The following is a 12692-nucleotide window of genomic DNA, read 5'->3' as shown; positions in this document are numbered from 1 at the left end:
TACGTTCCTTTCAATCGCAATAACCCATTATTACTCAATCAAGCGCCTTGTCTTTAAATATTTTCCCTTCGCACAGCTAGACCAGAAAATTATCGGAATTGGTATTATTATTTTATACGTTTATCAAATGAGAACTCTGCCGCTAAGTTTGCTTTACCACTACCATCACGTGGTGTTGTGTAAAATTCAACATTTAGTTTATCGGCTTCATTATCTAGCTCTACATGTGCAAAGCCCCAAGTAAAGCTTTGCGACCAGTGTAATGTATATTGTGGGTAACGTTTTGCTTGTTGTTCAGCAAAAGGCGTATGCTTACCACGCATCTTTGCGGCTGCACCACTAATAATTAATGGTAACACTGGCTTATTATTTGCCGCTGTATTTTTACTATATAAAGAACAATCATCACTTAAGAGCTCTAAATCGTGCTCATGGCCTGCTACATAAGCATCGGCGTATTCACATAATGACGGTAATAGTAGCTCTCTTAATACGTGGCCTTCACTGTATTTAGTTCCACCAATTGACCATAAAATATGATGACCATAAACAATTTTCCACTTTGCAGTAGAGTTTTCTAAGCCATCAGCTAACCATGCAAGTTGTTTTTCATCTTCATCGGTAATAGGTAACTCATGCGCCTCTGGTTGTTCTAGCTCTGCACGACCATCATTTAGTGCTTGTGCTAAATCACCTTCGCTACCATCTTTATTTAATGGTACTTCATGAAAAACTTGTCCTGACAACAGCATGTTGGTATCAAGTACAAAAAATTCTACGTCATTATCTGGTTCGCCAATGGTATATTTATAATAGCCTTGATCACCTAAGGTAAAGTTCTTTTGCTCTTTCATCCACTGTGTTTGCAGCGCAACACCGTGGCGGGAGCTTTTCCAATCATGGTTACCTAATGCTGAATAAATCATTAAATCAGGGTTTTCAGCTAATAACGGTTTTACTGGTGCAAGTATCAAATCGTCCATACGTTTTTGATCATCTTTACCGTCGTCGGCGCCGGCACCATCGGGATAAATGTTGTCGCCAAGTTGTAAGGCAAATTCACACGGTTTTACACGACACACTTCTGTCATGGCTAAACCAACCGCTTGAGCGCCACCTTGCTCGGTTGCAATGTCGGTATTTGGGTAGACATAAATTGGCGCGTGATCAAACTCAGACATTGGGCGGTAGTCTTCAACCCAATCAGCTTTTTCAGCTTCAATAAACTCTTCTTTATTTTTAGGGTATTTAATGTGTTTTATTTTAGGGTAATCAACATGATACCCCCCATCACCAAAGGCTAAAAAGTTGATGTTTTTACTGGTACTCTCTTTTTCAGTAGCATTCGTTGCTGCCATGTTGTCGTTGGTGTTACTGCAACTAGCGATAAAACCAACACTTAATAACGATAAAGATAATGCAGCTAATGGAAATTTGCGTTGCATGATATTTTTTTTCAAGGTTTGCTTGTTCATAATTAACCCACTTAGTGGTGATTCGGTGTAAATATTAAAAAGGTATAACGGCAGAATTATAACTTTAGATCAACGATGACCTAAATGAATACACTATTCTTCAAACCGTTAACACTTCTATACTCTAAGTCATTGAATGTGCACAGTTACTAATATCACGTTACTTGTGCACAACAATTACAACCATTTTTTACAAAAATTTATAAAGAGGTTATGGTAATGCCTAGCTCAAACGTACGGCCGTATTCTTCATACTGGTAATTATATTGGCTGTCGCCGTGGTATGCATAGTATGGTTCGTCGTTAAGGTTAGTCGCGTTAAAGTAAACTTGTGTTGTATTGTTGATGTAGTACTTAGCGCTAAAGTCAATTTGCATATGATCATCTTGATAAACGTCAGAATCGTTATCAGTAAACTGATAGTTTTCACTCTTGTACGTTGAGCTTAAACGAATGCTGATATCGTCATTTTCAAAACCAATCATAATATTACCAACGGTGTCCGCTTGGTTTGGTAGTTTTTCATCGGCGTCAACAAAAGTACCGTTAGCACCTAATAAAAGGCCTGAATCAAAGGTTTTATTCCACGCTAATTCAAGACCAGTTAATGAAGCATCACCACCGTTTTGTGGTTGTAAAACTTCTTCAAAACCATCCCATTGACCATTATCTTGTACTTCTTGAACAACAACATAGTTAGCAATATCTTTGTAGAATAAACCTGCTGATAAAACACCAATGTTACCTGGGTAGTATTCTATGCTGAAGTCTAAGTTGTTTGCTTCGTATGGGTCTAACTCTGGGTTACCTACTTCAGCTTTACGCTCAGTTTCAACTTGACCGTCATCTTCTGTTACTTCAGTTTCAATAATTTGGAACGCCGCACTGTTCTCAAACGTTGGTCTAGCAATCGTTTGTGTGTATGCAAAACGTGTGATTAACTGCTCACTAATGTTGTAACGTACGTTTACACTTGGGAAAAAGTTACTGTAATCTTTTGAACTTTCCCATGGTGTAATCTCAACTTGTTCAGTATCCGTTGTTTCATCTACTGTTAAGTTTACTTTATTACCTGAGGTGCTAAAGCTTGTATCTTCATAACGAACACCTGCAACAATATTCCAGTCGTTGATATCAAAACTAACCATACCGTATAAAGCTAATACATCTTCATTACTTGTGTATGAGTTAGCTTGGCTCTCTAAATCTGATTCATCCTGATTATAGTCAAAATCGTTTAGGTTATTTAGAATGTATCCTGTTGATTGTGAACGAGACATACCCGGACCAAAGTCACCTAAAGCATATTCAACATCACCTACAGCAAACGCTTGTGCGGTAATATCTTCACCATTAGCATCAGTAAAACCACCGTCATAAATTGACTCGTTCACTCTATTAAATTTTTCACGCGTACGGTATTTACCACCAAACTTAAATTGACCGTTATAATTTTGCCATACAAAGTCTTTGGTTAAGTCTAACGCTAACGTGACTTCTTCATCTTCTGCTAAGGTTTTAGCATTAACCGCTTCACTAAGTACGTAGTTATTTAAATCATGTGTTGCAGCATCTGCCGTTAATTGCGGAACCGGACCTGACGTTAAGTAACCGTAATCTAAACCTTCTGCTTCAAATACAGTTTCAATACTGTTTGGCTCTTCTTCATTGGCTTTTGAGTAACCAAGGCTGTACTCAACTAACCAGTCTTTAAGTTGATTCTCACCGCCAGCAATCACTGATATTATTTTTTGTTCTTCATAACGATCTTTCGTTTCACGTACTACTTCACCATCAGTAAATTGTGCGCTAGTTGCTGTGTTAGTGCTTAAATCCATAGCGCCTGAATCATATTTATACTGATTTAACAAGCGGTATTCATCATCAGAAAACTGGCTGTACAAGGTACGTAAGTAGTACTTATCTGTGGCTGAGGTATATAGATCAAAGTTTAACGCAGCCCCCATACGTTCACGTTCAATATTGTATGCACGTTGTTCTAATTCTTCAGTACCAAACACTTCAACATCATCACCTGTTGCTGCATCTTCGTATTCAAAGTCTGCCCAACCGCTACCTGATTCCAGGTTGTCTGAGCCAAAGTCACGTTTGAACCAAGAAAGTGCTGTGGCAACACCTAACTGAACACCGTCATCTAATGAATAAATATCAGTAAAGCTACCTGACAATTTAGGACTCGTTTCAGATTTTAGTTCGTTATAAGAGCCTTGTGCTGTAAGTGAGTAACTTCTGCCGCTGCGATCAAACGCTGATAAACTCTTTACTTCGATTGAACCACCAATAGCACTCGCGTCCATATCTGGCGTAACCGTTTTGCTAACTTCTAAAGAAGAGATTAACTCACTTGGTAAAACATCCATCGCAACACTACGTACACCTGCTTCAGGTGATGGTACGTTTAAACCGTTAATGGTGATGTTGTTTAAGTTAGGATCGATACCACGAATACCCACGAAACGTCCTTCGCCTTGGTCGCGCTCGATAAAGATACCTGGCATACGTTGTAATGCTTCTGCAGCATTTTGATCGGGCAATTGACCAATACCGTCGCTACTAATAACTGAAACAACTTTATTTGAATTTTTTTGGCGGTTTAGTGCGCTTGCTTTCCCCGCACGTTGGCCGTAAACAATAACATTGTCCATTTCTTTTTTAGACGCTTTATGTGCGCCAATAACAAAGTCTTTTGATAGCACTTCGCCATCAACCACTGATATTTTTTGTTCTACATTTTCACTACCAAGATATCTAATCACTAAGGTGTATTCACCTTCAGGTAGCTTAGCAAAACGAAATGAGCCGTCACGTTGACTAACAGCTTTTACGTTTAACTCTTTGATTTCAATATCAGCCCCTTGAAAAAACACTTTATGGTTTGCATCGGTTACGCGACCCTCTACAACACTATCAGCGAAAGCTAAAGGTGCAGCAAATAAGGCTAAACTGCCCACTAAAGCGCGTGTTGTTTTATTTAGGCGAAAGTTATGCTTGTTATATCCCGGTAAAGAAAGATTCATGTTGTTAAGTGCTCTCATTATTTTTTAGGTTTATATGTTGCACACAGGACGTCTGTGCAAATTAAGTTGGATGCTAAAGTAAAGAGCTAATATGACAACACAATGACAAGAATTTTTAATAGATAACTCAACAAGACTAACAAGGCTGATAATAAACAGTTAACAAGCATTTTTTTGTAGTTTGTCATAAATGGTGAGCTAATTTGACCCCCTTATTTTTAACAAGGATTAAGGTTTTTCATAAGACCAACTCATTTCTAGTTAAGAATAATGAGGAATTATATGCTTGAGATAAAAAAACTGTCATATAGGTGAGCTAATATCACCTTGCTGTAAATTTTAGCTTTATCATACTGCATCCAAATAAAGCACATGACTCAATATAAACAAGCAAGGTGCTCTTAACAGCCGGGTTTTAGCAAGCATACTTTATCAAGAAAATAGGACTTACCATGAACACCTCTTTTATAAAATATCACTCTCCTTTACTTATAATTTTATGCTTTACACTCGCTGCGGTAATAACAACTACTTTTACTTTAGGTGATTTAAAGCCAAGCGCTGAATTTGATTATGCTGATGTACTTGGCGAAGGGGGGATGACTTTAATGACTCTCGTTTGGATCGCCTTTATTTTAATTAGCAGACCCAGAGGCAAAGTAACAAGATGGCTTTTTTCAGGGTTATTATTGATGAATATCTCTATGCTTTTAGATTTTATGGACGAGTTTATTATCTATCCTGAAAGTGGCACTTGGATAACAGCAATTGAATCTATGCCAGCCCCATTTGGTATGATAATAATGAGCATTGCTTTATATCACTGGTACCAAGAGCAAATGACACTAAATGCTCAATTAAGGCGTACTGAAAGAGTTTATAGAGATCATAACCTTACTGATTTTATTACTGGTTTATATAGTGCCAAATACATGAAGCAACAAATAAAACACCAATTGTTATACAGTAAAAATAGTCATAAGCCTTTTACTTTAATGATGATAGATATTTGTCAGTTTGATCAATTCAACAGACAACACGGTCATCAACAAGGAGATAATTTATTACGCGAAATAGGGCAAGTGATTACCATGAACATTAGAGACAAAGACGTGGCTTGTCGTTATGCCAGTGATCGCTTTATTGTTCTATTACCCGACGCTACAAGTGATGTTGCCAGAAAGTTTGCTGAGCATATTGAAAATAGCTTAGCAAACGTAGCTTTTAAGGTGGGTAGCGAACAACAAACTCACTATCAAAAAATAACTTTATGCAGTAAAGAATTCGACGGAACACAAAGTAATTACCAAATTATTGAGCAATTAAACCTAAAGATGGAAGTCACTAAACAGCAAAACAATAGTTCTCTTAGTAAACAGGTTGCCTAATGAAAGGTTATGATCGCCATGATGAAGTCCTTAATACTCAACAACTTCTATTGAGTATTATAGATTTAGCGAACCAACGTGGCGCACATCCGGACAAGTTACTTAAAGGTACAAAGATTTTTTACAATGATTTGACTAAGGTTAATGTCAACAAAAAGCCGTTAAGCTGCTCTGCAAATACGCTATTAACGGTAATAGAAAACTGTTCAAAGTTAATCAAAGGTAATGAAATTAGTTTTTTATTAGGACGCCGCTACTTTCCTTCTCAGTTAGGTTTACTCGGTCAAGCATTCATGAACTGCCGACATTTGGCTGACATGTTACGTTTATGCCAATGCTTTCAACTTGACTGCTTTCCATTAATGAACTTAACGATAAAAAACTTTAACGGCAAAAGTTACCTGCTTTTTCAAAGTGCGGTGGGGAAATTATCACATAATCAACAAATCTTTATTACTGAATTTATGTTAAGCGCTCTACTTGGTGCTATTAAATATCGTTGTGGTGAACTACCTGAACTATATATTTACCTTGACTATCCTCAAGTAGAACACATAGAGCAATATCATACCCACTTAAATATGAGTAATCATAAAACGATTAAATTTGAACAACAAATATGCATGGTAACCATTGACTCCCAAAAGCTCTACTTACCATTTAACGACAGTGCCAAAAGTTTAAAACTTTTAGCACTACAACAACTACGGCAAGACGCCCAACTAAATAACCAGCAATACCCTATTAGCTTTACCCAGCAACTTATTCGTTATATTAATCAATGTATAGCAACCAAAGTCGATGTATCACAAGAGTCCTGTGCCCAACACTTCGGCTACAGTAGTGCAACGTTAAAGCGAAAGTTAGCTAGCCACGCCTTAAACTACCAAGGCGTTATTGATAATATTCGTAGCCAACAGGCTATTTTCCAATTAATTATTTGTCATGATAGTAATGAAAAAATAGCAGACGCTTTATATTTTACTGACGTTAGTAATTTTAGAAAGGCGTTTAAACGCTGGACGGGAATGACACCCAATTCAATGCGTGAACGGCTATTGATAGCTTTAAATTGAGCATTAAACAAACACAAAAATAAAACACAAAAATCAAACATATAGTTAACAGGTATTACCACTTGATCTACAATAAATTAACATTTACAATGCGCTCGAAATGGATTTTACGTATAAATTATTAAGCAATATTTAGCTTTAGACTTTCGTTAATACCATCTCAATTTATTTCTTCTCGATATTTACATTTAACAATATATAAAGGATTTATATAATGAAAAAAACGGCATTATTCTTAGGTTTATCTTTACTTTCTTCTGCGGCATTAGCAAACAACTACAATACTCAAATTGATTTTGACTACCTAACGGCTGACAATTACAACGAAGCTAACCTTGTAGGTACTTATTATTTTAACAACGTGTCTACAGCTAACACTGCTTGGTCTGAAGCTGCTTTTATGGGCAGAAACGATAATGTATCTCTTGGTTACACGAACAATGACGGTGACGCTTACTCACTAACATTAGGTGGTGATTACTACCATGAAAATATCTTTTTAGGCTTAGATGTTACTTATACTGACGTTGACGGTGGTGATAGCGATACAGGCTTCACAGGTGAGGTAGGTTACTTTTTCGCGCAAAACTGGTTAGTATCAGTTTCGGGTTCTGATGAAGAATTTTCTGACTCTTTAGCACTTAACACTAAATACATTGCTGTATTAAGTAACGGTGCATTTGTTAATGTAGAAGCGTCATACCTTAATGCAGATAGTGATTTCACTGCTGCTGCCGACTACTTCTGGACAGCGCAATCAAGTGTTGGCTTAAGCCTTAAAACAGAAGATGATTATAATGTAGGCATTAACGCTGAACATTTTTTCACACCTGCAATCGCTGCAAATATAGAATATGTTTCATACGAGAATGATGACACTATTTCTGTTGGTTTAACAGGTCGCTTTTAAGTTTTAAAGTTATTAAACTACAGCTAAGAGTAAGTAGTCTCCCTAGCTGTAGTTGACTTAAATAAGTAGAGACTTCTTCTCTACTTATATTTACTCCACTTGAAGGTGTTCGTTTTAGAATCCCTCTGTGTAAAATGCTTTATTGGGTTTACATATCTACGCGTGATAGAGGTAATTGCTCAGAGTAAGATCTTCACCATTAACACAACTCCAAATAATTTTATCTGTATCATCTTCTGCCAGAATAAAAATAAGCTCACCTTTTTTAGTTTTCACTGAAAGCGCCATATTATTTGTATCAATAAACATCAATGAACCATCAGTTAGCTCTGTACTAATATTTATTACCGCTAAAGGCTCTGGAATTTGTTGATTACTTTCATAATAACTAGCAAGTTTACCACCCTAAAGTTCCTGTTAAGGCTATTATTAAAAAACCGTTTCTATCGCCACGGCTTGAATAACAAGTCGTTGACTCTTCGCTGTATTCGTTGTGGTAAAAGGATAACAAGTAATGAGGGTGAGCATAGTTTCGTCTTGAAAAAGATAAGGTTCACTATTTTGTTCGGCCACTATTTCAATTGTTGCGACGCGATAGGTGATTTGCTTCCCTTGCCTATCTTCTAATACCAACTCATCACCTAACTCAGCACTTTCTAATACGTCAAAGTGGCTGTCGTTATGTGCCGAGATAACAGTATTGCCATATTGATTAGGCTTTGCGGAGTCTTCAAGCCAAGCAGGGGCAAAAGCCATAGACCGCCCTGTCATACCCGCTAATATGATCCAATTCTTAACTGAATGATCGTTACCTTTTATATAACTTAACTTGGCTACGGGGTAGCTATCCGCCCATTGCCAAGGTAAGTATTTATGATCATTATCACCGTTTTGTACTAACGACTTTTGCCAAGCATGATTAAGTAACAGTTGCGCAAGTACTGATTTAGCATAAAGGTAACTTGGTTTGATCAACAATAAACAAGCGAGAATAACTAAGCCTATTAACAGTATTCTCGCTTTTGTTGGCTGATTTACTTGTTTCATATCAACTATCGCCCTGTGTTCGACTTAGCTTTTTTTCGCTGATTTTTCTCTTACCGGAAGTAACATCAGTGAGATGACAGACATGAGTAATAAACATATCGCCGCGTTAAATTGCAATTGCCAGTTAAGCGCTGTTGACGGCAATTTTTGCCCTGCCGGTAAAGTATTCGTTAACTGTTTAGCCTTTGCTGTTTGGTTAGCTGGACGTGAGATTTTTTGCTCAACCGCTACTAAGCTAGTAAATGGTGTGATCAAATGATATTCAAGCGCCAATGCAATGATATTGGCTTTCGCTTCAGGCTCTTTATATAACATCAATTGACGAAAGTGATCGGCAATTTTACGTCTTGCCCATAAGGTTGCTAATGGCGGAATAGTTGCGTTTGCTTGCAAACTTATACCTAAATCTGGCGCAGGTACTTTTTGGGGGATTGCTTTAGGTTTTGCTGAACTTTTAAATTCTTCATTCTGAATAGTATTATCAGCAATTGCGTCATTAATAGAAAAAGACCAAGGTTTCCCCTGATATATACCGCTCACCTCTGTGTTTATATTATCTGCTAGCTTTTGAGTACCAGTCATCTGATAACTTAAAAATAACGGCTCCCCCGCATAAACATCTGGAATAGGATTCGGCGTGGTATTAATCTTAATGTTTCCCTGTTTAACACCTCCTTGATTAGCAATGTTATTACCCTGCGCAATATTCAAGGCTAAATTTGTCAGCACGGGTTGGCTCAATTTTGTAAAAAGGCTGTTCATTTCTTTTACTAGCTCACTTTGATTACTAATAAATTGATAGCTGCCACGACCAATTTCCGCTGCCTTTTTCATAAAGAAGCGATTAGGGGCGCTGCCTAACCCTACAGTGAATAAACGTTTATTGCCGATATTTTTAGCTAACTCGATAAATATTTCTGCTTCATTCCCCACGGCTCCATCTGTTAAAAAAACTATTTGTTGTAACTTGTTATTATCCTCAACATCTTTTTCTTGCGTTTCTTTTGCTAAAAAATCACTGGCCTGCTCCTCTGTTTGTATTCCTGTTTGTATTTGCGTTTTATAGTAAGCACTTACCTTTTGCTTTAAGGCTAAATCCAACGCTGATTTAATCTCGGTGCCCCCCGTTGCTTTTAACTCAGCGACAAAACGCCACGCCTGCTCTTTATTTTGATTACTCGCCGCAACAGGTGCAGAAAAAAGCTGCGTAGGATATGAATTAAAAGCAATTAACTGAAAGCTATCATGGGCTTGTAAACTACTTAACGCATACTTAAAGGCTTGCTTAGCTTGTGCTAACGAATTGCCCGCCATAGAGCCCGATGTATCTAAAATAAAGGTTAATTCTCGCGATGCTTTTTCTTTGTTCTTTGTTACATCTGACGCCTGTGGCAAAGCGCCCGCCCCAGACAGGGTTCCGGCTAGGCTACCCGGTAACAGCATTAATAAGCCATAGTTTTTATCGTGATAACTTTGTTGAAAATTTAGCACTTGCGGTAGATCTTGCTGTTGATATTGCCAAACTAATTTAAAGTCTTTATTCATTGGTTGATTGGTTAATTTAAGGGCATAGTGTCCTGTGGCTTTATTTGTGGAAATGAGCGAGTGATTAATACTATTCAGTTGACTAAGCTCTGCTCCTGAAAAAAGATTAACCGACAGATCAATAGTTTGGTTATTCCCTTGTTGTTTCGTGGTTTGAAAACTTAATTGCGGTAACGAATCATCAATTACTGATTTTTGTATTGAGCTAGTTCTTGATGTGTTTGTTGTGTTTGACGAGTTTGTAAAGTTCTCAGCACGATTAGGTTGGTATCGCGGTGTTATCGCCATGGGAAAATGTAAACTAAATTCGCCTACTTTATTGTCTAGGTTACGACCTAGGTTATTGCCTAAGTTAGTCTCTTGTTGATTAGCACTTGCTTGTTGAAAGCTCACCTGTTGAAAACTTACCTGCTGAAAGTAAACCAATTCAACTTCCACCGTTTCATTAGGCGGGATGTTAGCAATATTGGTAGTAAATAAATTAGGTCGATGTTGTTCAACCAATGCTGCTTTTTTACCGCTCTTTTTAGCGTTATTAAAGGTGTTTCGCGCTTGTGATTTTTCCTGTATTTCACCAATAATCACCCGCTCACCAACACGCATTGTCAGTTGATTAATAGCCGAATCATCAGGTAAAGGAAAAGCATAAACGCCATGCTGCCACTCATTACTGGTATTGGTGAATTTTTGTTTCACTTTTACGTTAGCGACAATGCCATTAATGGTTATATCAACCTCGGTTTTAAGTTGTGGCGCTTGTAAGAATTGGGCTTTGCCGTTTTGTTTAAACAATAATGTTCCGCTATTTACATCGTTTAAGCTAACTTCATCTAAAATCACTTCCTGCACGCTGTCGCGGTTAACTTCTCTAGGATCTAAATTCGTGTTGTTAGTCATTTCATCAGCGTTACTTTCCATACTGAGAAAAGCACCTGCGACATTGATGATAAGCACACCAGAAATAATAAGGGTATTGATAAAAGTCGGGCTAAGTTTCATGCCTTTCTCCATTGCGTAAAATAAAAGGTAGTGGAATAAAAGTAATAAAATAAAAAAGGCCGAGCTATCAGGTGGCGATAGCTCGACAAGAGGGTAAAATCTACCTTACTCCAACGCTTCAATTTTCTCGTTATGAGGTGTGTGGGCGAAGTTTTGATCAACTTCAGCGAATTGCTCTACCTCAGTAAGTTGCTCTACATCAGTTAACGGGGTTAAGTCGTTTACCTGTGCCGTTTCATTCATTTGCTCTGCTTCAATAACTTGCTCAGCGGCAAATATCTGTACATCAACTCGGCGATCATTAAAGTCACTGCTTTTAGTGCGGTTAGCTTGCAACGAGTTAGTCTCGCCAAATGCTTCGGTAAAAATGGTTTGTTCATCAACACCTAACTTAACGAGCATAGATTTAACTGAGTCAACTCTTGCCTCAGACAGTGCTAAATTACTTGCCGAATTACCACTTGAGTCGCTATAACCTGACAGGTTCACCGATAACTCTGGGTTTTCTAACATCAACATAGCTAAGTGTTTAATTTGCGGCTCATAGAAAGATTCAACTTTTGATGAGTCGACATCAAACCTAAGGTTTAATTTAAGTTGTTCTAATTGCTCAACTTGGCTTAATAAATTATTTGAGTTGTTTTCTGTTGATGCTAACTCTTCACTTAATTGCAGTTTTTCTTGCTCACTTTGCATTAATAAACTCGCTAAATTGTGCTTTTCATCATTTATAGATTGCATCGCTATGTTATTTTGCTTTAAGCGAACATCAGCTTGCTCAATCAATTCCTGTCTGTCATGTGATTGGCCAATAAGTACGCCAACAGTGCCCGCAACCACAGCGCCAATTGGTCCCGCAATTAAGCCGCCAATAATAGCTCCTGTACCAAAACCAATGGTTTCACTGGTATTATCTGTGTCTTCTATAGCTGATGAAGCCATAACAGGTGCCGTGGCTAATGCTAAAATAATGCTTGATACGATTAATTGCTTTTTCATGGTAATGCCCTTTTCTAGTGTTTAAGTTCTGTTTAAGTTCTGTTTAAGTTCTGTTTAAGTTCTGTTTAAGTTCAAGACAAATGGTTAAGTCTTGTTTACGGGATCTATTAAACATCAATGAAATGGCAAAACAGGGGTTGAAAAATGGCAATGTGATGAGCAATTGTGGCGGAAAAAAGGCAATTACTGTTTTGCCCTTTTTATGTGAGATTTTA

The 12692-nt window shown here is 37.6% G+C and carries 9 protein-coding genes; 3 read left to right on the top strand and 6 right to left on the bottom strand.

Going from position 1 to position 12692, the window contains the following annotated elements:
* Positions 1-107: 107 nt before the first annotated feature.
* Both KO502_RS05090 and KO502_RS05085 read right to left on the bottom strand, forming a co-directional pair.
* A complete protein-coding gene (locus tag KO502_RS05090; RefSeq protein ID WP_216021500.1) occupies positions 108-1358 on the bottom strand; it encodes a metallophosphoesterase in 1251 nt (416 codons plus the stop codon).
* Positions 1359-1675: 317 nt separating this feature from the next.
* Positions 1676-4513, bottom strand: coding sequence for a TonB-dependent receptor (locus tag KO502_RS05085; RefSeq protein WP_216021486.1), 2838 nt, complete (start codon positions 4511-4513; stop codon positions 1676-1678).
* Positions 4514-4965: 452 nt separating this feature from the next.
* Between KO502_RS05085 and KO502_RS05080 the strand changes: the two genes are divergently transcribed.
* From KO502_RS05080 to KO502_RS05070, 3 genes are all read left to right on the top strand, one after another.
* Positions 4966-5901 (top strand): GGDEF domain-containing protein, encoded by a 936-nt coding sequence (locus KO502_RS05080; RefSeq protein WP_216021485.1) that lies wholly within the window; start codon positions 4966-4968, stop codon positions 5899-5901.
* Positions 5901-6977 (top strand): AraC family transcriptional regulator, encoded by a 1077-nt coding sequence (locus KO502_RS05075; RefSeq protein WP_216021484.1) that lies wholly within the window; start codon positions 5901-5903, stop codon positions 6975-6977. The genes KO502_RS05080 and KO502_RS05075 overlap by 1 nt, the downstream gene beginning before the upstream one ends.
* 214 nt (positions 6978-7191) lie before the next feature.
* Positions 7192-7887, top strand: a complete 696-nt coding sequence (locus KO502_RS05070) for a putative porin (RefSeq protein WP_216021483.1) — start codon at positions 7192-7194, stop codon at positions 7885-7887.
* A 156-nt stretch (positions 7888-8043) separates the two neighbouring features.
* Here the strand turns inward: KO502_RS05070 and KO502_RS05065 are convergent, their stop codons facing one another.
* The 4 genes from KO502_RS05065 to pdsO all read right to left on the bottom strand — a co-directional run bounded on the left by KO502_RS05065 (position 8044) and on the right by pdsO (position 12477).
* Complete coding sequence (locus KO502_RS05065) at positions 8044-8196, bottom strand: hypothetical protein (RefSeq protein ID WP_216021482.1); 153 nt, start codon at positions 8194-8196, stop codon at positions 8044-8046.
* A 120-nt stretch (positions 8197-8316) separates the two neighbouring features.
* A complete protein-coding gene (locus KO502_RS05060; protein WP_216021481.1) occupies positions 8317-8934 on the bottom strand; it encodes a class GN sortase in 618 nt (205 codons plus the stop codon).
* 24 nt (positions 8935-8958) lie between these two features.
* On the bottom strand, positions 8959-11478 hold the full coding sequence (locus KO502_RS05055; protein WP_216021480.1) for a VIT domain-containing protein: 2520 nt from the start codon (positions 11476-11478) through the stop codon (positions 8959-8961).
* A gap of 105 nt (positions 11479-11583) precedes the next feature.
* Positions 11584-12477, bottom strand: a complete 894-nt coding sequence (gene pdsO, locus KO502_RS05050; RefSeq protein WP_216021479.1) for a sortase-associated OmpA-like protein PdsO — start codon at positions 12475-12477, stop codon at positions 11584-11586.
* Between the last annotated feature and the right edge of the window lie 215 nt (positions 12478-12692).

Source organism: Colwellia sp. E2M01, assembly GCF_018860585.1.
Lineage (GTDB): Bacteria > Pseudomonadota > Gammaproteobacteria > Enterobacterales > Alteromonadaceae > Colwellia.
The sequence above is the reverse complement of the archived record's forward strand: the minus strand, read 5'-3'. Positions and strand labels throughout refer to the sequence as shown.

Coding starts and splice junctions, on each gene's coding strand:
- KO502_RS05090 (WP_216021500.1), bottom strand. CDS start 1,358: ATGGCAGCAACGAATGCTACTGAAAAAGAGAGTACCAGTAAAAACATC.
- KO502_RS05085 (WP_216021486.1), bottom strand. CDS start 4,513: ATGAATCTTTCTTTACCGGGATATAACAAGCATAACTTTCGCCTAAAT.
- KO502_RS05080 (WP_216021485.1), top strand. CDS start 4,966: ATGAACACCTCTTTTATAAAATATCACTCTCCTTTACTTATAATTTTA.
- KO502_RS05075 (WP_216021484.1), top strand. CDS start 5,901: ATGAAAGGTTATGATCGCCATGATGAAGTCCTTAATACTCAACAACTT.
- KO502_RS05070 (WP_216021483.1), top strand. CDS start 7,192: ATGAAAAAAACGGCATTATTCTTAGGTTTATCTTTACTTTCTTCTGCG.
- KO502_RS05065 (WP_216021482.1), bottom strand. CDS start 8,196: ATGTTTATTGATACAAATAATATGGCGCTTTCAGTGAAAACTAAAAAA.
- KO502_RS05060 (WP_216021481.1), bottom strand. CDS start 8,934: ATGAAACAAGTAAATCAGCCAACAAAAGCGAGAATACTGTTAATAGGC.
- KO502_RS05055 (WP_216021480.1), bottom strand. CDS start 11,478: ATGAAACTTAGCCCGACTTTTATCAATACCCTTATTATTTCTGGTGTG.
- pdsO (WP_216021479.1), bottom strand. CDS start 12,477: ATGAAAAAGCAATTAATCGTATCAAGCATTATTTTAGCATTAGCCACG.